Origin of the sequence: Paracoccus sanguinis, assembly GCF_900106665.1 — a bacterium.
GTDB lineage: Bacteria > Pseudomonadota > Alphaproteobacteria > Rhodobacterales > Rhodobacteraceae > Paracoccus > Paracoccus panacisoli.
On record NZ_FNNA01000003.1, the window covers coordinates 199,610 to 223,829 of the forward strand.

Sequence of the window (24,220 nt, forward strand, 5' to 3'; positions counted from 1 at the left end):
GGGCTACGCCTGCCAGCGCGGCTTGCGCTTGGCGAAGAAGGCGGCGATCCCCTCGGGGGCCTCGTCATCCTCCCACACCGCCACCAGCGCGTCGATGCTGTCGGCGATCACCTCGGCGTCGATCCGCGGCCCCAGCCTGCGGGCCAGCCGCTTGGCCGCCGCCACCGCCTTGGGCGCGGTCGAGAGATAGGGCACCACCTCGTCCTCGATTGCGGCGTCGAGATCCTCGGCGTCCACGACGTAGGAGAGCAGGTTCAGCCGTTCCGCCTCGGCCGCATCGAAGAGCCGCGCCGACGTGAAGACGCGGCGCGCCCGGTCCTCGCCCATCCGCGCCAGCACATAGGGCCCGATGGTGGCGGGGATCAGCCCCAGCTTCGTCTCGGTCAGCCCGAAGTTCGCGCCGCGCGCGCCCACGGCCACGTCGCAGACCGCCATCATCCCCACGCCGCCGCCGAAGGCGTTGCCCTGCACCCGCCCGATCAGCGGCTTCGGCAGTTCGTTGAGCGCATTCAGCATCCCCGCGAGTGCCGCGGCCCCCGCCCGGCGCGTGGCGGCATCGGCGGTCATCTGCGCCTGCATCCAGCCCAGATCGCCACCGGCGCAGAAGCTCTTGCCCTCGGCCGCGAGGATCACCGCCCGCACCGCGGGGTCCGCGCCCAGCTCGCCCGCCGCGGCCGTCAGCTCGTCGATCATTTGCGCCGACAGCGCGTTGTGCTTGTCGGCGCGCGCCAGCCACAGGGTCGCCACGCCGCGGGCGTCGGTCTCGATGCGGATCGTCTCATGGGTCATGCGGGGGCTCCTGAACGCAAGCTGCGGGCGAAGGCGGCGGCGCGGGCCAGCACCGCGGGGTCGAGGCCGGTCTCGTGGCCGGCGGCGGCGAGATGCGTGGCCACTGCCTCGGTCGCCACGTTGCCGGCGGCGCCGGGGGCGTAGGGGCAGCCGCCGAGGCCCCCCACGGCGGCGTCGAACACCCGCACGCCGCGGGCGATGCTCGCGTCGATGTTGGCGAGCGCCCGGCCGGCGGTGTCGTGGTAATGCCCGGCGAGCTGTCCGGCCGGCACTGCGTCCAGCACCGCCCCCAGCATCGCGTCGATGGTCTCGGGGCGGCCCTGGCCGATGGTGTCGCCCAGGCTGATCTCATAGCAGCCCATCTCGAACAGCCTTGCCGCCACACGCGCCACGTTGGCCGGCGGGGTCGGGCCGTCGAAGGGGCAGTCGGTGACGACCGAGACATAGCCGCGCACCGGGATGCCGTCGGCCCGCGCGGCCTCCATCACCGGGGCGAAGCGGGCGAGGCTCTCGTCGATCGTGGCGTTGAGGTTGGCCTTCGAGAACCCCTCCGAGGCCGAGGCGAACACCGCGACCTCGTCGGCCCGCGCCGCCCGCGCCCCCTGGTAGCCCTTGAGGTTCGGGGTCAGCGCCGCATAGCGCACGCCCGGCGCGCGGGTGGTGCCGGCCAGCACCTCGGCCGCATCGGCCATCTGCGGCACCCATTTCGGGCTGACGAAGCTCGTCACCTCGATCCGCCGGAAGCCCGCCCCGCTCAGCAGATCCACCAGCGCGATCTTGTCGGCGGCGGGGATCAGCCGCTTTTCATTCTGCAGCCCGTCGCGCGGGCCCATCTCGAAGATCTCGATCTCAGCCATTGGGAATCTCGTAGAAGTCACGGTCGAACATCTCGCCCCCCTCGCGGTCGAGCGCGCGGGCGCAGGCCGGGCGCTCACGCATCCGGTCCCACCAGCCGAAGACGGCGGGATAGTCGGCCGGTGGCAGAAAATACCCCAGCGATCGGACGTTGAAGCCGAACATGCAGTCGGCGGCCGAGAACCCCGAATCGAGCAGATGCGCCCGCCCGGTCAGCCGCGCCTCGAGCGCGCGGGCGGTGACCGCCAGCCGCCGGGTTTCCAGCTTGATCGTGGGGATCGAGCGCGCCTCGGCCGGGCGGATGAAGTTGTGCTGGATGTTGAGGTTCTGCAGGCAGATCGCCTGGGTCTCGGCGAAATGCAGCCATTGCAGGAAATCGGCCCGCTCGGCCTCGCCGGGCTTCGGCGCCAGCCGCCCGGCCTGCTCGGTGAGAAGCTGGACGATGGCGCCCGATTCAAACAGCGCCGCCCCGTCGATCTCGAGCGCCGGCACCTTGCCCGCGGGCGAGCGCGCCAGATGCTCGGGCGCCCGCAGGCTGCCGTCGGCAAAGTCATACTCGGTCAGCCCGTAGTCGAGCCCCAGCTCCTCGAGCAGCCACAGCACCCGGAAGCTGCGCGACCCCCGCGCATGATGCAGATGGATCATCGCGCCCCCTTCTTTCTTGCCCAAATATCCCGGGGTCCGGGGCAGCGCCCCGGTCCGGCGCGGCCACGCGCGCGGCGGCGGCTCATGCCGCGGCCTCCTCGTCCGCCAGCCGGATCAGCGGCGCGCCGGCCTCGACCTGGTCGCCCGCCGCCGCCAGCACCTCGGCCACCACCCCGTCGCGGGCGGCGGTCAGCGTGTGCTCCATCTTCATCGCCTCGAGGATGGCGAGCCGGTCGCCCGCCGCCACCGCCTGCCCGGTCGCGACGAACACCGCCTTGACCAGCCCCGGCATGGGAGAGAGCGTCAGCCCGCCCCCCGCCGCCTCGGCCTGCCGGTCGAGCGGGTCCTGCGGCACCAGCGTCAGCGAGCGCCCGCCGAAGACGCTGACCCCCGCCGGGTGGGTCACGATGCGAGAGCGACGCGGCGCGCCGTTCACCCACCAGCGCCCGCCCTCGTGCGCGACCTCATGCACCGCACCGTCCAGCGTCACCCGCGCCGCGCCGGGGCCCAGCACCTCGACGACGCCCTCGCCCCCGTCCCACGTCACCGTGCGGCGCAAGGGGGCCCAGAGCGTCACGCCACCGCGCACCGCCGGGTCGTGCAGCCCGGCGACGCCGAGCGCGGCGAGCGCGCGGGTCTCGGGCGAGGGCTCGGCCTGGTCCAGCAGCGCGTCGAGATCGCGGGCGATCAGCCCGGTGTCGACCTCGCCGGCGCGGAACCCCTCGTGGCGGGTCAGCGCGATCAGGAAATCGAGGTTCGTCACCGTCCCCGCCACCTCGGTATCGACCAGCGCCTGCTCCAGCGCCCGCAGCGCGATGGCGCGCGTCGGCCCGTGGGTCACGATCTTGGCGATCATCGGGTCATACCAGGGCGAGATCGCATCCCCCTGCCGCACCCCGGTCTCGTTGCGCGCGCCGTCCGCGAAGCGCAGATGCGCGAGCCGCCCGGTGGCGGGCAGGAACCCCGCCGGCACGTCCTCGGCGTAAAGCCGCGCCTCGAAGGCGTGGCCCCGGATCGTCAGGTCCTGCTGGCGGGCGGGCAGCGGCTCGCCGCTCGCCACGCGCAACTGCCACTCCACGAGGTCGATGCCGGTGATCGCCTCTGTCACCGGGTGCTCGACCTGCAGCCGGGTGTTCATCTCCATGAACCAGAACCCGTCCGGGCGCAGGCCGTGGCTGCCGTCGACGATGAACTCGATGGTGCCGGCGCCGGCGTAGCCGATGGCCTCGGCCGCGCGCACCGCGGCGGCGCCCATCGCGGCGCGGACCTCGGGCGTCATGCCGGGGGCCGGGGCTTCCTCGATCACCTTCTGGTGGCGGCGCTGCAGCGAGCAGTCGCGCTCGAACAGATGCACGGCCCGCTGGCCGTCGCCGAACACCTGCACCTCGATATGGCGGGGGGCAGTGACGTATTTCTCGATCAGCACGGCGGGGTTGCCGAAGGCCGTCTGCGCCTCGCCCTGGGCGCTGGAAAGCGCCTCGGCGAAGCCCTGGGGCGCGTCGACCCGGCGCATCCCCTTGCCGCCGCCGCCCGCCACGGCCTTGATCAGCACCGGATAGCCGATCCGGTCCGCCTCGGCGGCCAGATGTGCGGCGTCCTGGTTCTCGCCGTGATAGCCGGGGACGACCGGGACGCCCGCCTCCTCCATCAGCGCCTTGGCGGCGTCCTTGAGGCCCATGGCGCGGATCGCCCTGGCCGAGGGGCCGATGAAGACCAGCCCCGCCGCCTCGACCGCGTCCACGAACTCGGGGTTCTCGGACAGGAAGCCATAGCCCGGGTGGATCGCCTCGGCGCCGGTCGCCAGCGCCGCCTCGATGATCGCGTCGCCGCGCAGGTAGCTGTCCTTGGGCGCCGGGCCGCCGATGTGAACCGCCTCGTCGGCCAGCGCCACGTGGCGCGCGCCGCGGTCGGCGTCGGAATAGACGGCCACGGTCGCCACCCCCATCCGGCGGCAGCTGTCCATGACGCGGCAGGCGATCTCGCCGCGGTTGGCGATCAGGATCTTGCTGAACATGGCGTTCCTCTCGTGACGGCGCAGGACCCGGGGCGCCGCCCCGGCCCCCGGAGAATGTGGATCGAGACGCGGCCGGCGCGCCTCACGTCGGCGACCCGAGGCTGAGCGTCGTGCCGGTCAGCCCGGCGGGGTCGTCGAACAGCCGCGCGTCGGGCGTCACGATCAGCGTGACCACCCGCCCCGCGGGCAGCGGAAAATCCGGCGCCTCGGGGCGATGCTCGATCATCGCCTCGACCTCGTACTCGGCCCCGCCGGCGTGGAAGCGCTGGCCGGGACGGGCCGTGCCCTCGGCGTCCGCGACCGCGAGACCGGCACGCGCGGCGCCCCTGTGAACGACCGGGTAGGCCCCGGCTATCTTGCCCTTGAACATGATCCCTCACATCCTGAAGACGCCGAAGCGCGTGGGTTCGATCGGCGCATTGAGCGACGCCCTGAGCGACAACGCCAGCACGTCGCGGGTCTTGCGGGGGTCCACAACCCCGTCGTCCCAGAGCCGGGCCGAGGCATAGAGCGGGTGCGACTGGCGGTCGAACATCTCGATCGTCGGGCGCTTGAACTCGGCCTCGTCCTCGGCCGACCAGGTCCCGCCCTTGCGCTCGATCCCCTCGCGCCGGACGGTGGCGAGCACGCCCGCCGCCTGCTCGCCGCCCATGACCGAGATGCGGCTGTTGGGCCAGGTCCACAGGAACCGCGGCGAATAGGCGCGGCCCGCCATGCCGTAGTTGCCGGCCCCGAAGCTGCCGCCGACCAGCATGGTGATCTTGGGCACCGCGGTCGTCGCCACCGCCGTCACCATCTTGGCGCCGTGCCGGGCGATCCCCTCGTTCTCGTATTTCCGCCCGACCATGAAGCCGGTGATGTTCTGCAGGAAGACCAGCGGGATGCCGCGCTGCGAGCAGAGTTCGATGAAATGCGCGCCCTTGATCGCGGCCTCGGAGAACAGCACCCCGTTGTTGGCGACGATCCCCACCGGGCAGCCCTCGAGATGGGCGAAGCCCGTCACCAGCGTCTCGCCGAAGCGCGGCTTGAACTCGTCGAAGCGCGAGCCGTCGACCACCCGGGCGATGACCTCGCGGATGTCATAGGGGGTGCGCAGGTCGGCGGGCACTACGCCCAGGATCTCGTCGGGGTCGTAGGCGGGCGGCTCGGGTGCCTGCCACACCACCGTCTCGGGCAGGCGGCGGTTGAGGTGGCTGACCGCGCGCCGCGCCAGCGCCAGCGCATGGGTGTCGTCCTCGGCGAGGTAATCCGCGACGCCCGACAGCCGCGTGTGCACGTCGCCGCCGCCGAGGTCTTCTGCGCTGACGACCTCGCCCGTCGCGGCCTTCACCAGCGGCGGCCCGGCGAGGAAGATCGTCCCCTGGTTCCGCACGATGATCGACACGTCGCACATCGCCGGCACATAAGCGCCGCCTGCGGTCGACGAGCCCATGACCACGGCGATCTGCGCGATCCCCTTGGCCGAGAGATTGGCCTGATTGTAGAAGATGCGCCCGAAATGCTCGCGGTCGGGGAACACCTCGTCCTGGTTCGGCAGGTTCGCCCCGCCCGAATCGACGAGGTAGATGCAGGGCAACCGGCACTCGCCCGCGATCTCCTGCGCGCGCAGGTGCTTCTTGACCGTCATCGGGTAGTAGGTGCCGCCCTTCACCGTGGCGTCGTTGGCGACCACCATCACGTCCTGCCCGTGGACCCGCCCCACCCCGGCGATCACGCCCGCGCCGGGCGCGGCCCCGTCATACATCCCGTGCGCCGCCGTCGCCCCGATCTCGAGGAACGGCGAGCCGGGGTCGAGCAGGTTCGCCACCCGCTCGCGCGGGGGCATCTTGCCGCGGCTGGTGTGGCGGGCGAGCGCCTCGGCCCCGCCCCCACCGGCCGCCGCCTCGGCCGCGGCCCGGATCGTGGCCAGCATCTCGAGATGGGCGGCGCGGTTGGCGCGGAACGCCTCCGACGACGGCAGGGCTGAGGTCTTGAGTTTCATGCGGCGGACTCCTCGGAAGGCAAACGGACGGGCAAGGGCGGGGGCAAGGGCGGGGGCGGGACCGCGCACCTGCCAAGGGCGCGGCGCACTGTCGCAGGGGCCGGGTTCGCGGCCCCGGATTGATCCAGATCATGCAGCAAGGCCGCGGAATCGTTCACGTCCGCAGCATCAGGCACGGGCGACGCCCGGCCCGCCACCCTACCGAACGCCACTTCACTGAACGACGGAGAACGACGATGACCACCCCTCGCGCAACCTTGATCCCCGTGGCCCTGGCGGCCGCGCTGCTGGCCGGGCCGGCGCTGGCGCAGTCGGCGGGCGAATGGACGGTCGGCATCGGCGCGGCCAGCGTGCAGCCCAAGGGCGACAACGGCCGGCTCGCGGGGACCTATGACACCGAGGTCGGCAACGACGTGCGCCCCTCGCTGACGCTGGAATACTTCGTGCGTGACAACGTCGGCGTCGAGCTGCTGGCCGCGACCCCCTTCGAGCACGAGGTCAAGTTCGACGGCGTGGGCAAGGTCGGCACCGTCAAGCACCTGCCCCCGACGCTGAGCCTCAACTACCACTTCGAGACGAACACCCCGTTCAAGCCCTACATCGGTGCCGGTCTGAACTGGACCAGCTTCTGGGGCGAGAAGACCAGCGGCCCGCTGGCCGGGGCCGACCTCGACCTCAAGCACAGCTTCGGCGTCGCGCTGCAGGCCGGGGCGGACTACTGGGTGAACGACAAGTCGGCGATCCGCGGCACGCTGCGCTGGATCGACATCGACAGCGACGTCTATCTGAACGGCGCCAAGGTCGGCACGGTCGAGATCGACCCGCTGGTCGTGCAGGCGGCCTATGTGATGAAATTCTGACCCGCCAGCTTCCCGGCGGTCTCCCGGACGGCGCGCCCCCGTGGCGCGTCGTCTCGTTTCAAGGGAGCGAGGGGCGCTCATGACGCCTCCGCCAGCCGGCGCAGCTCGCGCCGCATCACCTTGCCGGTGACGGTAGTCGGCAGGGCGTCGAGAAACCGCACCTCGCGCGGATAGGAATGCGCCGCGCAATGGACGCGGGCGTGGTCCTGCAGTTCCGCGGCGAGCGCGTCCGAGGGCGCCTGCCCCGCGCGCAGCACGACATAGGCCACCACGATCTCGGTCCGCAGCGGATCGGGGCGCCCGATCACCCCCGCGGCGGCGACGGCGGGGTGCTTGAGCAGCACATCCTCGATCTCGGACGGGCCGATGCGATAGCCGGCCGAGGTGATCACGTCGTCGTCGCGCCCGACGAAGCGCAGATAGCCGTCCTCGATCACCCCGCGGTCGCCGGTCAGCATCCACTCGCCGCGGAACTTCCCGTCCGTCGCCGCGGGGTTCTGCCAGTAGCCGAGGAACATCGAGCCCGCCCCGCGGCGGATGGCGATGTCGCCCTCGCCCGTCGTGGGCGTTCCGCCCGCGTCGATCACCTGCACGTCGAAACCCGGCACCGGCTTGCCGATGCTCCCCGGCCGGGGCGGAAACAGCGAGGCCGCGGACGAGGCGACCATGTTGCACTCGGTCTGGCCGTAGAACTCGTTGATCGTCAGCCCCAGCGCCTCGCGGCCCCAGTCGAGCATCTCGGCGCCCAGCGTCTCGCCGCCCGAGGCGACCGAGCGCAGGCCGCCGATCCGCGCCCCTGCTGCCCGCAGCATCCTGAGCGCGGTCGGCGGCAGGAAGGCCGCAGTCACGCCGCAATCCGCGATCACCCGGGCGGCGGCGTCCGCGTCGAACCGCGGCAGCCGGGCGGCCACGACCGGGATGCCGAGCGCCAGCGCCGGCATCGCCACGTCGAAGAGCCCGCCGATCCAGGCCCAGTCGGCCGGGGTCCACAGCACGTCCGCGCCGGGGCACAGGCGGTCGTGGCTCATCTCGACGCCCGGCAGATGGCCGACGAGCATCCGGTGCCCGTGCAGCGCCCCCTTGGGCGCGCCGGTGGTGCCCGAGGTGTAGATCATCACCGCCGGGTCCTCGGGACAGGTCGCGGCGGCGGCCAAGGGGCCGGCGTCGGGCAGCACGTCCTCCTCGGGGACGATCACCCTGAGGCCGAAGGGCGCGAGCATCGCCCGCCCCTCGGGGTCGGTGATCACCGTCTCGATCCCCGCATCGCCCAGCCGCAGCCGCAGCGCCTCATCCCCGAAGAGCTTGAAGAGCGGCACGGAGATCGCGCCGGATTTCCAGATCGCCGCATGGGCGGCCGTGGTCCAGGCCGACTGGGTGCGCAGCACCCCGATCCGCGCCCCCGGCGCGGCGGCGAGCGCGTGCGCCAGCCGGTCGGTCATGCCGCGCAGCGCGGCCCGCGTCGTGACCGCCACCCGGCCCTCGGCCCAGTCCAGCACCGCCGGCGCTTCGGGGTCGGCTGCGGCGGGGGCATCGACCACCTGCGCGCCCATGTTCATCCGCGCCGGCAGGGCCCAGCGGAACGCCGCGCGGGCGGTGTCGTAATCGCCGTCCGGCAGGGTCGGGCGCAGCATGGTCATGGCCCCGTCACCGCCTGCCCCTGCGGCTCGAGCGAGAGCACCCGCTGCGCCACCCCGCGCATCCGGCACTCGGCGGTGGCGACGGTGGCGGCCTCGGGGTCGAAACCCTGCGCATACCACGCACATTCCGCCGCCCGCCACGCCGCCCAGGCGTCCTGCGCCCGGGTCAGCGCCGAAAGCCGCGGCCCCGGCGGGGCGGCGGGGGCCGCGGTCGGCACTGTCCCGGCCATCCCGGGCTCGGGCGCCGCGCCCACCGCATCCGCCGCGGCGGCATCGCCCCGCAGGCTCACCAGCGCCGCGTCGAGCCGACCCTGCCACGCCGCCCGCTCGCGGTCATAGCAGGCTGCCACCGTCTCGACCGTCCCGGCCTGATCCCCTAGACAGCCGCTCGACAGAACCCCGATGCAAGCATGGGCGTCCTCGGCCTCGCTCACGCAGGCCTCCAGCGCCGCCGCATCCTCGGCCGGCGTGCCCTCGGGTGCCGGCGCTTGCGCCAGCGCCGGGGCGCCGCCCAGCAGCGCCAGCAGGGCGAGACTACCGCCCCGCATCGCACCGGGTCCGCGGCGCACGCGCGTGCCTCGCAGGGGCCGGGCCCGCCCGCATCACTCCAGCGCCATCAGCTCGCGGCCGATCAGCATCCGCCGGATCTCGCTGGTCCCGGCGCCGATCTCCATCAGCTTGGCGTCGCGGAAGAGCCGGCTCACGGTCGAATCGTTCAGGAACCCCGCCCCGCCAAGCGCCTGCACCGCCTGGTGGGCCTGCACCATCGCCTGTTCCGAGGCATAGAGCACCGCCCCCGCCGCGTCCTGCCGCGTGACCTTGCCCGCGTCGCAGGCCTTGGCGACCTCGTAGACATAGGCCTTGGCGGTGTTCATCGCGACATACATGTCGGCGATCTTGCCCTGCATGAGCTGGAAGTTCCCGATCGGCTGGCCGAACTGCCGCCGCTCGCGCGCATAGGGCAGCACCGCGTCGAGGCAGGCCGCCATGATGCCCGTGCCGATTCCCGACAGCACGAGGCGCTCGTAGTCGAGGCCCGACATCAGCACCCGCACGCCCTTGCCCTCGGCGCCGAGGACGTTCTCGAACGGCACCTCTGCGTTGTCGAAGATCAGCTCGCCCGTGTTCGACCCGCGCATCCCAAGCTTGTCGAAATGCGGCCCCTGGGTGAACCCCTTGATCCCCTTCTCGACGATGAAGGCGGTGATGCCCTTGCTGCCCGCCTCGGGGTCGGTCTTGGCATAGACGACCAGCGTGTCGGCGTCCGGTCCGTTGGTGATCCAGTATTTCGAGCCGTTGAGGACGTAATAGCCGTTCCGCTTCTCGGCCCGAAGCTTCATCCCGACCACGTCCGAGCCCGCGCCTTCCTCGGACATGGCGAGCGCACCGACGTGCTCGCCCGAGCAGAGCTTGGGCAGGTATTTCCGCTTCTGCTCGTCGGTCCCGTTCAGCTTCAGCTGGTTGACGCACAGGTTCGAGTGCGCCCCGTAGCTGAGGCTGATCGACGGCGAGACGCGGGCGATCTCCTCGACCGCGACGGTGTGGGCGAGATAGCCCATGCCGGTGCCGCCGTATTCCTCGGGGACGGTGATCCCGAGCAGGCCCAGCTCGCCCATCTCGCGCCACAGCTCGGCCGGATAGACGTTGTCGCGGTCCACGCGACCGGCGATCGGGCCCAGCCGGTCCTGCGCCCAGCGGTGCACCATCTCGCGCAGCGCGCCCACATCCTCGCCCAGATCGAATTCCATCCCGCGCGTGAACATCGGCGCAACCCCTCCCCGGTTATTGAACGGCCGTTCATATACCGGCGTTATGACGCACCCCGCCCCCACCGGTCAAGAGAGTTTAGCGGCCGGACCGCCCCGCCCGGCAAGCGGTTTCGCAGCGCCGCGCGCACGCCGCGCGAAACGCCGCCTGCCCGTTTTGGCGGCAACCCCCGCAGCAGCGCGACCGGAAAAGCGCCACAGGCGGAATCCGCGCCGCGATAGCGTCGTGCCGCGTTGCCGCATGCCGCGGGGCCGGGCTTTCTGCAGGTGCAAAGGGCGCCGCCCGAGCCTGCCGGGACGGACCGCCCGCCCGCTGCCAAAAAGACCGAATCGACCGTGCACTCACCCTGCACCGCCCCGCCTGCCGCGGGCGGACGGGGGGGGCGCGGCCCGCGAACAGGGGACAGGATGAACCGCTACACTCACCTCATGGCCGGCGCCGCGCTGGCGCTGGCGCTCGCCGGACCGGCCGCGGCGGCCGACGACACGATCAAGATCGGCGTGCTGCACTCGCTCTCCGGCACCATGGCGATCTCGGAAACCACGCTCAAGGACACGGTTCTGATGATGGTCGATCAGCAGAACGCCAAGGGCGGGCTGCTGGGCAAGAAGATCGAGGCCGTGGTCGTCGACCCCGCCTCGGACTGGCCGCTCTTTGCCGAAAAGGCGCGCGAGCTAATCTCGGTGCAGGGCGTGGACGCGATCTTCGGCTGCTGGACCAGCGTCAGCCGCAAGTCGGTGCTGCCGGTCGTCGAGGAACTGAACGGCCTGCTCTTCTACCCTGTGCAGTACGAGGGCGAGGAATCCTCGAAGAACGTCATCTACACGGGCGCCGCCCCGAACCAGCAGGCGATCCCGGCCGTGGACTACATGGCCGACGAGCTGGGGGTCGAGAAATGGGCGCTGCTCGGGACCGACTACGTCTATCCGCGCACCACCAACACGATCCTTGAAAGCTACCTCAAGTCGAAGGGCGTGGCGCAGGGCGACATCTTCGTGAACTACACCCCCTTCGGCCACTCGGACTGGTCCAAGATCGTCGCCGACGTGGTGGCGCTCGGCAAGGACGGCAAGAAGGTCGGCGTCGTCTCGACCATCAACGGCGACGCCAACGTGGGCTTTTACAAGGAGCTCGCCGCCGCCGGCGTCTCGGCCGAGGACATCCCGGTCATGGCCTTCTCGGTGGGTGAGGAGGAGCTGTCTGGCCTCGACACCAAGAACCTTGCCGGTCACCTCGCGGCCTGGAACTACTTCCAGTCGGCCGACACGCCCGAGAACAAGGCCTTCATCGAGGGCTGGCACAAGTTCACCGGCAACGAGAAGCGCGTGACCAACGACCCGATGGAGGCGACGAAGCTCGGCTTCGAGGCCTGGGTCAAGGCGGTCGAGAAGGCCGGGTCGACGGACACCGACAAGGTGCTGGACGCGATCGTCGGGGTCGAGGTGCCGAACCTGACCGGCAGCGTGGCCAAGGTGCTGCCCAACCACCACCTGACCAAACCGGTGCTGATCGGAGAGATCCGCGACGACGGCCAGTTCGACATCGTGAGCCAGACCGAGCCGGTCGCCGGCGACGCCTGGACCGACTTCCTGCCCGAGAGCGCCAAGCTCGACGCCGACTGGCCGGGCAAGAAATGCGGGATGTGGAACACCGAGACGCAAAGCTGCGTGCAGGTGAAGTCGAACTACTGACGGGAACGGGGCGGCGTCCCGCGCGCCGCCCCTGCTTCCGGGTTGCCGGTGCCGCCGGTGGGTCGGATGGGTCGGGTCACTTTGGAGTTGCGGGGGTGATCCGGGTTTCTCGCGCGGTCCCCCGGCATCTGCGGAGCGGCTGGCCCAACGTCCGCACGATCCCCGCGGAGCGTCCGGTCCAAGGTCCGCTCGGTTGGACGTCCAAGGTGGCGCGACAGGGAACCCGCCGGTCAGCGTCCAAGAGTGGCGACAGACAGTCGGTTGAACGCAGCCCTCGCCACCCTCGGCCAGATCGCCGCACGGGCGGCGCCCGGTCCGCCTGACCAGCGCCTCGGCCTCGCGATCCGGCAACCCGGCACGCCCGGCCTCGCCCGCCCCCGGCGCGGTTCGCTCAGACCGCCCTGCGCCCTGATCGCCTCGCGCCCCGATCCCGGCTCGGGCCACCCTCGTGGCCCGCGCCTTACCGCCGCCCCGCCCCGCAGCGCCTCACGGTAGCGCGGGGCGAGGCCCCCCTTCCTGAACCTCGGCAGGTCCATGCGTCCCCTGATCCACGCCCTTCTCGTGCTGCTCGCGCTCCCCGTCCTTCCCGCGATGGCTCAGGTCACCTCGGAGACGCCGGTCGAAGCGCCGTTGGCCACGCCCGCGCCGTCCCCGACTGCCGCCGAGCCCGCACCCGCGACCACGGCTGACCTCCCACCGGCCCTTGCCGCCGCGCCGCCCGCTTCCCCAGTCGGCGACGCCACCCCATCCCCGGCGACCCCGGCCGCATCGGCCCCCGCCGCCGCGCCGGCCGCCTCCCCGGCGACCCCGGCCGACCCCGCACCGGCCGCCGCCGCAGCGCCCTCCGCTGGCCCTGCCCCCGACCCTGCGCCTTTCCCGGCAGCCACGTCCGCCCCCCTCGCCGAGGCGCTCGCCACGCACGCCGACCAGATCGCCCGCCCCTCGCGCCAGACCGTCGCCCCCGCCATCGCCGCCCTCGCCGCCGCCGGCGGGGCCGAGGTGCTCTCCGCCTGGCAGGACCGCCGCCTCGGCCGCACCCCAGACGGCCGCTTCGTCATCGTCGCGGCCGACACGCCCGACACCGCCACCGATGCCCTCACCGGCGCCCCGGTCACCGCCGAGTGGGAGGTGCTGAAACCCAACTCGGGCGTCCGGGCGCTGATCGCCGCGGCACTGGTGCCCGCGCAGCTCTCGGACCCCGACCCGGCCCGGCGCGCCGCGGCGCTCGACGCCATCGCGCGGGCGCCCGAGGCCGCGCATCTCGCCGCCATCCGCTCGGCCGCGCCCGAGCGTGACCCGGCCCTCGCCCAGCGCCGCGACCGGCTGGGGCGACTGCTCACGGTCCGCTTCGACACCCAGCAGACCGCCCGCCTCGCCGCCATCGACAGCTTCGGCCGCGACACCGGCGCGGATTTCCAGGCGGTCCTGAACCCGCTGCTCGCCACGACCCGCATCGCCGCCCCCGCCCTGCCCGAGGGCGCCAACGTCGCCGCCACCCTGACGCCGGGCGAGGACATCGGGCGCGAGGCCGCCTATGCGCTGCTCGTGGACCAGGGCCTCGCCCCCGCGCCCCTCGACCCCGCCGCGCAGAAGGCCGCGCTCGCCGCCCATCTCGCCGACGGCGCCGTGGGCGGGGTGCCCGTCGCGGACCTCTCGGACCCCGCCCGCCGCGATGCCGCCTACGAGGCGCTCGCCGCCGCAGGCCGTGTCCCCGACGCCGCCACCACCGCCGAGATCGACGCGGCGCTGGCCGCCCACCGCTTCGCCGATGTCTATGTCGAGCCGGACCCCGCCGTCACCGACGCCGCCCGCGCCGCCCTGCGCGGCATGGCGGTCCGGCAGGGCGCGGCGCAGGCCGCCGACCTCGCGCTCGACGCGCTGTCGCTGGCCTCGATCTACTTCCTCGCCGCCATCGGCCTCGCCATCACCTTCGGCGTCATGGGCGTCATCAACATGGCGCATGGCGAGTTCATCATGATGGGCGCCTATACCGGCTACGTCGTCCAGACGCTGATCGCCAACCGCACGCTGTCCCTGATCGTGGCGCTGCCGGCGGCGTTCCTCGTCACCGCGCTGGCCGGGGTGGTGCTCTACCGCGTCGTCATCCGCCGCCTCGCCCGCCGCCCGCTCGAGACGCTGCTGGCGACCTTCGGGGTGTCCATCGCGCTGCAGCAGATCGCCAAGAACGTGTTCGGCACCCAGGCCCGGCCGCTGACCGCGCCCGCCTGGCTCGAGGGGTCGGTCGGCTGGGGCGAGACGATCCAGATCTCGTCGATCCGGGTGGCGATCTTCGTCCTGGCGCTCATGTTCCTCGCCCTGTTCGTGGTCATCATGAACCGCACCCGCCTGGGGCTGCAGGTCCGCGCCGTGACCCAGAATCCCGGCATGGCGGCCAGCATGGGGATCGACCCCGACCGCATCGCCATGCTGACCTTCGGCCTGGGCTCCGGCATCGCCGGCATCGCGGGCGTCGCCATCGGCCTCTTCGCCAAGGTCACCTCGGAACTCGGCAGCGACTACATCGTGCAGAGCTTCATGACGGTCGTCGTGGGCGGGGTCGGCAACATCTGGGGGACGCTCGCCGGGGCCGCGCTGATCGGCGGGCTGCAGAAGGGGATCGAGGTCATGAACCCCGGCAACACGCTCGCCGCCCAGACCTTCATGATCCTCTTCATCATCGTCTTCATCCAGTTCCGGCCGCGCGGGATCATGCCGCAGCGGGGCCGGGCCGCCGCGGCCTGAGGGAGGGGCCCACCCATGCTGATCCGCCGCCACCCCGCGCTGCTCACCGCGCTCTTGCTGCTGGCGCTCGCCACGCTCGCCATCACGCTGGGGTCCGAGGCCTACGGCTCGGGCACCCTCGCCACCTCGACCGTCAAGCTTCTGGGCAAGACCCTCTGCCTCGCGCTCGCCGCCGTGGCGATGGACCTCGTCTGGGGCTACGCGGGGATCCTGTCGCTCGGCCACATGGCCTTCTTCGCGCTCGGCGGCTACATGATCGGCCAGTGGCTGATGTATGCCCGCACCGCCGAGGGCGTCGCCGCCACCCTCGCCACCGCCCCCATCCCGCCGACCCCCGCCGAACTGGCGCAGGGCACCGCGGCGCAGATCTTCGGCGTCGTCGGCTCGACCGACCTGCCGTGGAGCTGGACGTTCGCCCACTCCCTGCCCGCGCAACTCGTGCTGGTCCTCGCCGTGCCGGGACTGCTCGCCGCGCTCTTCGGCTGGCTCGCCTTCCGGGCGCGGGTGAACGGGGTCTATCTCTCGATCCTCACCCAGGCGATGACGCTGGCGCTGGCGCTGTGGCTCTTCCAGAACGACGCGGGCTTTCGCGGCAACAACGGGCTGTCGGGCTTGCAGAACATCCCCGGCGCGGCCGACGTGCCGCAATCGGTGATCTCGATCCGCTTCCTCTGGGCGTCCGCCTTCGCGCTCGCCTGCGGGATGGTGCTCGCGACCTGGATCACCGGCGGCAAGTTCGGCAGCGTGATCCGCGCCATCCGCGACGACGAGGCGCGGGTGCGCTTCCTCGGCTACCCGGTCGAGACCTTCAAGCTGACCGTCTTCACGCTCTCGGCGATGATCTGCGGGGTGGCCGGCGCGCTCTACTACCCGCAGGCGGGGATCATCAACCCGGCCGAGCTGATGCCCATCGCCTCGATCTACCTCGCCGTCTGGGTGGCGATCGGCGGGCGCGGGCGCATCTACGGCGCCATCGTCGGCGCCATCGCCGTGTCGCTGCTGTCGAGCTGGTTCACCGGCGGCCGCGCCCCCGACCTCACCCTCGGGCCGCTGACCATCCGCTGGGTGGACTGGTGGCAGGTGCTGCTCGGCTTCGGCTTCGTCGCCGTGACCCTGCTGGCGCCGCGCGGGCTCTCGTCGCTCTGGGATGCGCTCATGCGCCTGCGCCCCCCACGCCGGCACGGCGCCGACCTCGGCCCCGACCTCGGCGCGCTGCGCGAACGCGAGGCCCAGGCATGAGCGCGCTTCTTGAAGTTTCCGGCGTCAGCAAGACCTTCGACGGGTTCCGCGCCATCAACGGCCTGTCCTTCGCCATCGGCCCGGCCGAGCTGCGCGCCATCATCGGCCCGAACGGCGCCGGCAAGACCACCTTCATGGACATCGTGACCGGCAAGACCCGCCCCGACACGGGCGACGTGCTGTGGGGCGAACGCTCGGTCTCGCTCGTCGGGATGTCCGAGGCGCGGATCGCCCGCGCCGGCATCGGCCGCAAGTTCCAGCGCCCCACGGTGTTCGAGGATCAGTGCGTGGCCGAGAACCTGACCCTCGCGCTCAAGGCCGCGCGGGGGCCGCTGGCGGTGCTGCGCTGGCGCCCGACGCCCGCCAGCCGCGCCCGCGTGGCGGCGCTTGCGGCCGAGGTCGGGCTGGGGGACCAGCTTCACCGCAAGGCGGGCGAGCTGTCCCACGGGCAGAAGCAATGGCTCGAGATCGGAATGCTGCTCGCGTCCGAGCCGCGGCTGCTGCTGGTGGACGAGCCCGCCGCCGGCATGACGCTCGCCGAGCGCGAGGCGACCACGGCGCTCTTGCGCCGCCTGGCCGAGACCCGCGCCGTGGTGGTGGTCGAGCATGACATGGAGTTCGTGCGCCGCCTCGACTGCAAGGTCACCGTGCTGCACCAGGGCGCGGTGCTGGCCGAGGGGTCGCTCGACCACGTCTCGGCCAATGCGCAGGTGATCGACGTCTATCTGGGGCGCTAGGGAAGGGAACCACCATGATCGAGGCCGAGAACGTGACGCTGCACTATGGCGGCAGCCAGATCCTGCACGGCGTGTCGCTGAGCGCCGCCCCGGGCGAGGTCGCCTGCGTGATGGGCAACAACGGCGTGGGCAAGACCTCGCTGATGAACCTGCTGGCCGGGCGCCACCCCCGCTCGGGCGGCGAGCTGCGGCTGATGGGCGAGCGGCTGGGGCGGGTGACGGCGCAGGGCATGGCGCGGCGGGGCGTGGCCTATGTGCCGCAGGGGCGGGCGATCTTTCCGATGCTGACGGTGCGCGAGAACCTCGAGACCGGGCTCGGCTGCCTGCCCCGCGGCGCGCGGCGGGTGCCGGATGCGATCTATGACAGCTTCCCGGTGCTGGCCGAGATGGCCCACCGCCGCGGCGGCGACCTGTCGGGCGGCCAGCAGCAGCAGCTCGCCATCGCCCGGGCGCTGGTGATCCGGCCGAAGGTGCTGTTGATGGACGAGCCGACCGAGGGCATCCAGCCCAACATCATCGCCCAGATCGGCCGGGTCATCACCGCGCTGCGCGACGCGGGCGAGATGGCGATCGTGCTGGTCGAGCAGTATTTCGACTTCGCCTGGTCACTCGGCGACCGCATCACGGTGATGGACCGCGGGCGCGCGGTGCTCGCAGGCCCACGGGGCGAGGTGGAGCGCGAGGCGGTGCGGCAGCGCCTGTCGGCGATGGGGTGAGGTGGCTGGGGGAGGAGGGGTGAGGGCGGTGCATGGTGCCTGCGCCGGGCGAGGTCGGCTTGGCGTGCGATGGCGTGCGGGTCATAGACGATCTGCCTTATTCCTAAGGTCTGCTTGCTTGCCCGCACCGATTTTCGCACACCTTAGTTTGCAATGGCGCAGATCGGAGGCGATCCCACGAGGCAGCCATGCGTTTTGAGGAACCGGCCGCACGTCAAAGCGATAGCATCGTTCGGCACACCGCCAAAGGCCTCTGAGCGCGGGACTACCGGCAGCGCAGGGTGCTCGGCGTGATAGCGCCCCCTACCCGTCAACAAGCTGGGCGCGGAGTGATGGTCCCGTCTCTCTCGCCGGATCGCGGCCGCCACGCGTGTCATGCGCACCAACGCGCCCTCTCGGACAACACGCCCAGCACCGACCGTTCCCACCATCCCTCTCGTCCGATTGCGGGAGCGGCGCGCGTCCGGCACCATTGCACCCCTGCGCGTCCAACCCGCTAGGCGAATAATGTGCGCCCCCGCTTTCTTGCCGGATCTCGGCACAGAAGGCAGCAACAATTACCCTGATCGAGACGTCCCCGTCCCGCCTGCGTGCTTCCGATGGACGCCCTCCACCGGCCCATTCTTCCTTGCCCAAATATCCCGGGGGGTCGGCCCGCAGGGCCGACGGGCCAAGCCGCCTAAAAGGACCGCCACCCCGGCACGCGCCAACTGAATCCACGCCCCAACCCGGGGGATGGCGCGCCGCGAAAGCGCTGCTACAGACTGGAGGCCGCATGGCACGCCCGGCATCTCTCAACGTCACGCGGTGACACCGCCCTCCCTCACCGCTCACCCCCGACCCGTCCGCTTCTCACCACGCCCCGCGCCTGGCAGCCACGCCCGCCGCGCCACGCCCATCCGAACCCGACGCATCTGCTCGGGCGGGATCACCCCCATCGCGGCCGCGACGGCGGCCTCGGCGGCGACGCCGACCGCCGCGCCTGCCACCACATCCGCGAGGTGATGCGTCGCGCGCGGCACCTGGACCAGCCCGATCAGCGCCGCGAGCCCCAGCGCCGGACCGCGCAGCCCCGGCGCTACCCGCCCGATCGCCTGCGCCGCGGCAAAGGCATCCGCGGTGTGGCCCGAGGGAAACGAGTTGTAGGGATGCTCATCCGGCCCGCCGACGCCAGTCTCGTAATGCCCCTCGTCCAGCAGCTTGTAGGGCCGGGTGCGCACCACCGCCTTCTTGATCGCAGCCTTGGTCTGGATTGCCACGGTCAGGGCGAGGAACGCCCGCACCCCGCCCTCGGCCAGCCGCGGCCGCCCGGCGAGCACTCCCTTCGGCGCGCCCGTGTCGCGGGTTGTGCGGTCGTTCATGGCCTGATCCCCTTGCGATGCCGCCACCGAACCCGCGACGCGCCGCTCGGGTTGCACCGCGGCCTGTCACGCCGCGTGGCATTCGCATGAACTGTGCATGAACATCGCATGAACGATGCACGAACCCTGCAGGGATCGTGCATCGCCGTGTCCCGGGTCGCGGGGCGGCGTTACTCGACCGTCACCGACTTGGCGAGGTTGCGCGGCTGGTCCACGTCGGTCCCCTTGGCGACCGCCGTGTGATAGGCCAGCAGCTGCATCGGCACCGCATGCACGATCGGCGCGAACGCCCCGCCCCCGGCCGGCATCGTGAGCGCCGCGTGCACCCCCTCGCCCGCCGCGGCGATCCCCTCGGCGTCCGAGACGAGCAGCACCGGCCCCTGCCGCGCCATCACCTCCTGCATGTTTGAGACGGTCTTCTCGAACAGCGGGTCGGACGGCGCCACGACCACCACCGGTACCATCCGGTCCACCAGCGCGATGGGCCCGTGCTTGAGTTCGCCCGACGCGTAACCTTCGGCGTGGATGTAGCTGATTTCCTTGAGCTTCAGCGCTCCCTCGAGGGCGATGGGATACAGCGCCCCGCGGCCGAGGAACAGCACGTCCTGCGCCTCGGACAGCCAGCCCGCCAGCCGCTTGCAGTCGTCGCTCGTCCCCACCGCCTGGCTGACCAGCGCCGGGATCGACAGCAGGTCATCCAGATGCGCCGAGAGCGACGCCGGGTCCAGCACGCCGCGATCCTGCGCCGCCTTGAGCGCCAGCACCGCCAGCACCGCGAGCTGGCAGGTGAAGGCCTTGGTCGAGGCCACGCCGACCTCGACCCCCGCCATGATCGGCAGCGCCACATCGGCCTCGCGCGCGATGGCCGAGGTGCCCACGTTCACCACGCCGAGCGTCCGCGCCACCTTGTCCTTGCAGTAGTGCAGCGCCGCGAGCGTGTCCGCCGTCTCGCCCGACTGGCTGACGAAGATCGCCCACGAGCGCGGCGACAGCGGCGGCTCGCGGTAGCGGAACTCCGAGGCGACATCGACCTCGGCCGGGAGGCCCGCGATCCGCTCGAACCAGTATTTCGCCACCCAGGCGGCGTAATAGGCGGTGCCGCAGCCGACCAGCGTGACGCGCTCGACGCCGGTGAAATCGACGGTCTCCGGGAGGACGATCCGCCCGTCCTTGATGTAATGCGACAGCGCGTCGGCCAGCACGCCGGGCTGCTGGGCGATCTCCTTGGCCATGAAATGCCGGTAGCCGCCCTTGTCGATGGCGGTCGTGCCCACGTCGATGCGCGCGGCCTCGCGGTTCACCAGCCGCCCCTCGGCATCATAGACCTGCGCGCCGCCGCGGGTCAGGACCACGTGATCGCCGTCCTCGAGATAGGTCACGAGGTCGGTGAAGGGCGCGAGCGCGATGGCGTCCGAGCCGAGGAACATCTCGCCCTCGCCATGCCCAAGCGCCAGCGGGCTGCCCTTGCGGGCGCCGATCATCAGGTCCCCCTCGCCCTCGAAGAGGAACGCGAGCGCGAAGGCCCCGCGCAGCCGCGAAAGCGTCGCCCGCACCGCCTCGAGCGGCGCCATGCCCTGGGCCATGTGGTGCCCGGTCAACAGCGCCACGGTCTCGGTGTCGGTCTCGCTTTCGGGGACGATCCCCTCGGCCGCAAGCTCGGCGCGCAGCTCGCGGAAGTTCTCGATGATGCCGTTGTGGACGACCGCGACCGGGCCGTGGCGGTGCGGGTGGGCATTGCCCTCGGTCGCAGCGCCGTGGGTGGCCCAGCGGGTGTGGCCGATCCCGCTGCGCCCCTCGAGCGGGTCGAGCACCAGCCGGTCCGACAGGTTGACGAGCTTGCCCACCGCGCGGCGGCGGTCGAGGCGGCCGGCGTCGTCCACCGTCGCCACCCCGGCGCTGTCATAGCCGCGATATTCGAGCCGCTGCAGCGCCTCGACCAGTTGCGGCCCGACCTGATGGTTGCCTAGGATGCCGATGATTCCACACATGATTATCGTCCCTTTGCGGCGCGCAGCGCCTGCATGATGCGGGCCGCGAGGCCGGGTTTCGTCACCTGCCGGGCGCGGCCGAGCCCCAGCGCGTCGTCGGGGATGTCGGCCGTGATCACCGAGCCCGAACCGGTCATCGCCCGCGCCCCCACACGCACCGGCGCCACCAGCATCGTGTCCGATCCGATGAAGGCGTCCGCGCCGATCTCGGTCCGGTGCTTGCCGACGCCGTCATAGTTGCAGGTCACCGTGCCCGCGCCGATGTTGGCGCGCTCGCCCACATGGGCGTCGCCGAGATAGGTCAGGTGGCCGACCTTCACGCCGGCGTCGAGCACGCTGTTCTTGATCTCGACGAAGTTCCCGACATGGACGTCGCCGCCGAGTTCCGCGCCCGGGCGCAGCCGGGCGAACGGGCCGACCGTGGCGCCGGCGCTGACGTGGCAGCCCTCGAGATGGCAGAAGGGCAGGATCTCGGCCCCGCTCTCGACCGTCACGCCGGGGCCGAACACCACGTTCTGCCCGATCACCGCATCGCGGCCGATGGCGGTGTCGGGGGCGAACCAGACCGTCGCGGGGTCGGCCAGCGCCACGCCCGCCTCGACGGCCTCGGCGCGCTTGCGGGCCTGGAACGCGGCCTCGGCGGCGGCGAGTTCGGCGCGGGTGTTGATCCCCAGCGTCTCGGCCTCGTCGCAGGTCACCACGGCCGCCGTGCGTCCCTCGGCGCGGGCAAGGCCCACGATGTCGGTGAGGTAGTATTCGCCGGCCGCGTTGTCGTTGCCGAGCCGGCCGACGAGCTCGGCCAGCAGCGCCGCCTCGACCGCCATGACGCCCGAATTGCAGAGCGCGACCTGCCGGGTCGCCTCGTCGGCATCCTTGAACTCGACGATCCGGTCGAGCGTGTCGCCCTTGACGATCAGCCGCCCGTAGCGGCCGGGATCGGCGGCCTCGAACCCCAGCACGACCACGTCGGCGGGGTGCGCGGCCAGCGCCGCCAGCGTCTCGGCCGAGATGAAGGGCGTGTCGCCGTAAAGCACCACGACCCGGCCCGCGAACCCCTCGAGCAGCGGCAGCGCCTGCGCGACCGCGTGGCCGGTGCCGAGCTGCTCGGCCTGCAGCGCCACCTGCGCCTCGGGGTCGAGCTTGCCGACCGCCTTCGTCACCGCCTCGGCGCCGTGCCCCGCGACCACGACGACCCGCGCGGGGTCGAGGCTGCGCCCGGCGGCGAGGGCATGGCCGACCAGCGGCACGCCGCCCAGCCGGTGCAGCACCTTGGGCAGGTCCGACAGCATCCGGCTGCCCTGCCCCGCCGCCAGCACCACCAGCGCCACCGGCTGCGTCGCAGCGGACGCGACGTGCGAGTCCCCGGGGGCCACATGTTCCGAATGGCCCTGCCCGGCCGCGCGCTCGTCCGCCATCATCCTGCCGTCCCGTCGTTTGTCCGGGGACTTCTAGCCACGCCGGGCGCGGTGTGAAAGGGTGCGGCCGCTCACAAGGTTTGACGAAAGGTTACGGGCGTGACGCAGAACGGCAGGGATCGCGGGACGGTGGTGTTCGACCTCGACGGAACGCTGGCCGACACGGCGGGCGACCTCATCGCCGCGGCCAACGCCTGTCTGGCCGCGCGCGGGCTGGGGCGGCCGCTCGACCCGGTGGCGGATGCGGGCATCGCCTTTCACGGCGGCCGGGCGATGCTGCGCGCGGGCTATGCGCGGGCGCCCGCCGAGATGCTGCTGCCGCCCGGCGCCGAGGACGAGGATTTCCCGCTGCTGCTCGACCACTACGGCAACTGCCTTGCCGACACGACGCGGCTTTATCCCGGCACCGAGGCCGCACTCGAGGCGCTGGCGGCGGCGGGCTACGCGCTCGCCGTCTGCACCAACAAGCCCGAGGCGCTGGCCGAGCGGCTGCTCGCCGCGCTGGGGGTGCGGGAGCGGTTCACCGCGCTCGTAGGGGCCGATACGCTGCCGGTGCGCAAGCCGGACCCGCGCCCCTACGCCGAAAGCGTGGCGCGGGCCGGGGGCACGGTGGCGCGGTCGTTTCTGGTCGGCGACACCGAGACGGATCTCAGGACCGCGCGCGCCGCGGGCGTGCGGGTGGCGCTGGTCGGGTTCGGACCCGAGGGCGAGGGGATCGCGCGGCTCGGGCCGGACGCGATGCTGGAGGAGTTTGCGGCCCTGCCGGGGCTGGCGCGCGACTGGCTCGGCTGAGGCTCAGGCGCGGCGGGTCAGCGCGTCGAGCTCGGCCCTGAGCGCGGCGGGGTCGGCGTCGTCCGGCGGGCCGCGGCGGGCCAGAGCGGCCGTCGCGCGGGCGGCGGCGGCTTCGGACATCGGGCCTGCGGCCTCGGCCACGGCGGCGAACTCGGCCCGCGTCAGGTTGCAGACCAGCACGAGGTCGCAACCCGCGGCGATGGCGGCGGCGGCGCGCTCGGCCGGGGTGCCGGACAGCGCGTTCATCCCGATGTCGTCGCTCATCAGAAGCCCGCCAAACCCGATCCGCTCGCGGATCAGCGCTATGGCGGCCGGCGAGGCCGTCGCCGGGCGGTCATCGAGCGCCGTCAACCGGATATGCGCGGTCATCCCCAGCGGCAGATCGGCGAGCGCCCGGAACGGCGCGAAGTCGCGGGCATCGAGCGCGTCGAGCGCCACGTCGAGCACCGGCAGGTCGTGGTGGCTGTCCACCCGCGCCCGCCCGTGCCCCGGCATGTGCTTGACGATCGGCAGCACGCCCGCGGCCATGAGCCCGTCGGCCGCCGCCCGGCCCATGCGGGCCACGGTGTCGGTGTCGGTGCCGAAGCAGCGGTTGCGCAGGAAGGGATGGGTCTCGGCGTCCGCCACGTCGAGGCAGGGGGCGGCGTCGGCGTCGATGCCGACCGCCCGCAGTTCCTGCCCCATCAGCCGGTGGCGCAGCGCCACCGCGCGGGCGCCGTCGGCGGCCGAATCCATCGCCGCAGGCCAGTCGGTCCAATGCGGCGCGGTCAGGCGCTGGACGCGCCCACCCTCCTGATCGACCATCACCACCGCGTCGCGGCCCACCGCCTCGCGCAGATCGGCGGTCAGGCGCGCGAGCTGCGCGGGGTCTGCGACGTTGCGGGCGAAGAGAATGAAGCCCCAGGGATCGGCGTCGCGCAGGAAGGCGCGCTCGTCCGCGCCGAGCGTCAGACCCTCGACGCCGAGGATCGTGGCGCCGTGCCGCGGACCC

Annotated in this window: 20 protein-coding genes; 7 read left to right on the forward strand and 13 right to left on the reverse strand. The window is 72.4% G+C overall.

What is annotated here, in order from left to right:
* Positions 1–3: 3 nt before the first annotated feature.
* The 6 genes from BLW17_RS12150 to BLW17_RS12175 all read right to left on the reverse strand — a co-directional run bounded on the left by BLW17_RS12150 (position 4) and on the right by BLW17_RS12175 (position 6,284).
* Positions 4–789, reverse strand: a complete 786-nt coding sequence (locus BLW17_RS12150) for a crotonase/enoyl-CoA hydratase family protein (protein WP_036734042.1) — start codon at positions 787–789, stop codon at positions 4–6.
* Positions 786–1,646, reverse strand: a complete 861-nt coding sequence (locus BLW17_RS12155) for a hydroxymethylglutaryl-CoA lyase (protein ID WP_036734040.1) — start codon at positions 1,644–1,646, stop codon at positions 786–788. Before BLW17_RS12155 ends, BLW17_RS12150 begins: the two co-directional genes overlap by 4 nt.
* The gene (locus BLW17_RS12160) at positions 1,639–2,289 is read right to left on the reverse strand and encodes a glutathione S-transferase family protein (protein ID WP_036734038.1); all 651 of its coding nucleotides are present in this window, start codon (positions 2,287–2,289) and stop codon (positions 1,639–1,641) included. Before BLW17_RS12160 ends, BLW17_RS12155 begins: the two co-directional genes overlap by 8 nt.
* 82 nt (positions 2,290–2,371) lie before the next feature.
* Positions 2,372–4,303 carry an acetyl-CoA carboxylase biotin carboxylase subunit gene (locus BLW17_RS12165; RefSeq protein ID WP_036734036.1) on the reverse strand — a complete coding sequence of 644 codons (1,932 nt, stop codon included), beginning with the start codon at positions 4,301–4,303 and terminating at the stop codon, positions 2,372–2,374.
* Between the two features lie 82 nt (positions 4,304–4,385).
* A complete protein-coding gene (locus BLW17_RS12170) occupies positions 4,386–4,673 on the reverse strand; it encodes a hypothetical protein (RefSeq protein WP_036734033.1) in 288 nt (95 codons plus the stop codon).
* Between the two features lie 6 nt (positions 4,674–4,679).
* Positions 4,680–6,284, reverse strand: a complete 1,605-nt coding sequence (locus BLW17_RS12175) for a carboxyl transferase domain-containing protein (protein ID WP_036734032.1) — start codon at positions 6,282–6,284, stop codon at positions 4,680–4,682.
* Between the two features lie 236 nt (positions 6,285–6,520).
* Here BLW17_RS12175 and BLW17_RS12180 point away from each other — a divergent pair, with 236 nt between their 5' ends.
* The gene (locus tag BLW17_RS12180) at positions 6,521–7,144 is read left to right on the forward strand and encodes an OmpW/AlkL family protein (protein WP_036702674.1); all 624 of its coding nucleotides are present in this window, start codon (positions 6,521–6,523) and stop codon (positions 7,142–7,144) included.
* Between the two features lie 77 nt (positions 7,145–7,221).
* On the opposite strand, the gene BLW17_RS12185 is transcribed toward BLW17_RS12180, so the two are convergent.
* Genes BLW17_RS12185 through BLW17_RS12195 form a run of 3 tightly spaced genes read right to left on the reverse strand, consistent with a single transcriptional unit; the run spans position 7,222 to position 10,544 of the window.
* A complete protein-coding gene (locus BLW17_RS12185; protein ID WP_036734030.1) occupies positions 7,222–8,781 on the reverse strand; it encodes an AMP-binding protein in 1,560 nt (519 codons plus the stop codon).
* The gene (locus BLW17_RS12190; RefSeq protein ID WP_052176428.1) at positions 8,778–9,329 is read right to left on the reverse strand and encodes a lysozyme inhibitor LprI family protein; all 552 of its coding nucleotides are present in this window, start codon (positions 9,327–9,329) and stop codon (positions 8,778–8,780) included. The genes BLW17_RS12185 and BLW17_RS12190 overlap by 4 nt, the downstream gene beginning before the upstream one ends.
* Positions 9,330–9,383: 54 nt before the next feature.
* Positions 9,384–10,544 (reverse strand): isovaleryl-CoA dehydrogenase, encoded by a 1,161-nt coding sequence (locus BLW17_RS12195; RefSeq protein WP_036734028.1) that lies wholly within the window; start codon positions 10,542–10,544, stop codon positions 9,384–9,386.
* Between the two features lie 411 nt (positions 10,545–10,955).
* On the opposite strand from BLW17_RS12195, the gene urtA reads away from it, so the two are divergent.
* The 5 genes from urtA to urtE all read left to right on the forward strand — a co-directional run bounded on the left by urtA (position 10,956) and on the right by urtE (position 17,673).
* On the forward strand, positions 10,956–12,239 hold the full coding sequence (gene urtA, locus BLW17_RS12200) for an urea ABC transporter substrate-binding protein (protein WP_036707392.1): 1,284 nt from the start codon (positions 10,956–10,958) through the stop codon (positions 12,237–12,239).
* 534 nt (positions 12,240–12,773) lie between these two features.
* Entirely contained in the window at positions 12,774–14,981 is a 2,208-nt protein-coding gene (gene urtB, locus BLW17_RS12205; protein ID WP_244507332.1) for an urea ABC transporter permease subunit UrtB, read from the forward strand.
* A 15-nt stretch (positions 14,982–14,996) separates the two neighbouring features.
* Positions 14,997–16,220 carry an urea ABC transporter permease subunit UrtC gene (gene urtC / locus BLW17_RS12210; RefSeq protein ID WP_036712653.1) on the forward strand — a complete coding sequence of 408 codons (1,224 nt, stop codon included), beginning with the start codon at positions 14,997–14,999 and terminating at the stop codon, positions 16,218–16,220.
* Positions 16,217–16,957 carry an urea ABC transporter ATP-binding protein UrtD gene (gene urtD, locus BLW17_RS12215; RefSeq protein WP_036734377.1) on the forward strand — a complete coding sequence of 247 codons (741 nt, stop codon included), beginning with the start codon at positions 16,217–16,219 and terminating at the stop codon, positions 16,955–16,957. The genes urtC and urtD overlap by 4 nt, the downstream gene beginning before the upstream one ends.
* A gap of 14 nt (positions 16,958–16,971) precedes the next feature.
* Positions 16,972–17,673 (forward strand): urea ABC transporter ATP-binding subunit UrtE, encoded by a 702-nt coding sequence (urtE, locus tag BLW17_RS12220; protein ID WP_036734375.1) that lies wholly within the window; start codon positions 16,972–16,974, stop codon positions 17,671–17,673.
* Positions 17,674–18,503: 830 nt separating this feature from the next.
* On the opposite strand, the gene BLW17_RS12225 is transcribed toward urtE, so the two are convergent.
* The 3 genes from BLW17_RS12225 to glmU all read right to left on the reverse strand — a co-directional run bounded on the left by BLW17_RS12225 (position 18,504) and on the right by glmU (position 22,440).
* A complete protein-coding gene (locus BLW17_RS12225) occupies positions 18,504–19,034 on the reverse strand; it encodes a phosphatase PAP2 family protein (RefSeq protein ID WP_052176458.1) in 531 nt (176 codons plus the stop codon).
* A gap of 170 nt (positions 19,035–19,204) precedes the next feature.
* On the reverse strand, positions 19,205–21,022 hold the full coding sequence (glmS, locus tag BLW17_RS12230; protein ID WP_036734372.1) for a glutamine--fructose-6-phosphate transaminase (isomerizing): 1,818 nt from the start codon (positions 21,020–21,022) through the stop codon (positions 19,205–19,207).
* Positions 21,023–21,024: 2 nt separating this feature from the next.
* The gene (glmU, locus tag BLW17_RS12235) at positions 21,025–22,440 is read right to left on the reverse strand and encodes a bifunctional UDP-N-acetylglucosamine diphosphorylase/glucosamine-1-phosphate N-acetyltransferase GlmU (protein WP_269429086.1); all 1,416 of its coding nucleotides are present in this window, start codon (positions 22,438–22,440) and stop codon (positions 21,025–21,027) included.
* A 96-nt stretch (positions 22,441–22,536) separates the two neighbouring features.
* Here glmU and BLW17_RS12240 point away from each other — a divergent pair, with 96 nt between their 5' ends.
* Positions 22,537–23,229 carry an HAD-IA family hydrolase gene (locus BLW17_RS12240; protein ID WP_036734370.1) on the forward strand — a complete coding sequence of 231 codons (693 nt, stop codon included), beginning with the start codon at positions 22,537–22,539 and terminating at the stop codon, positions 23,227–23,229.
* Positions 23,230–23,232: 3 nt separating this feature from the next.
* Here the strand turns inward: BLW17_RS12240 and nagZ are convergent, their stop codons facing one another.
* The gene (gene nagZ / locus BLW17_RS12245; RefSeq protein ID WP_036734382.1) at positions 23,233–24,198 is read right to left on the reverse strand and encodes a beta-N-acetylhexosaminidase; all 966 of its coding nucleotides are present in this window, start codon (positions 24,196–24,198) and stop codon (positions 23,233–23,235) included.
* Positions 24,199–24,220: the final 22 nt, after the last annotated feature.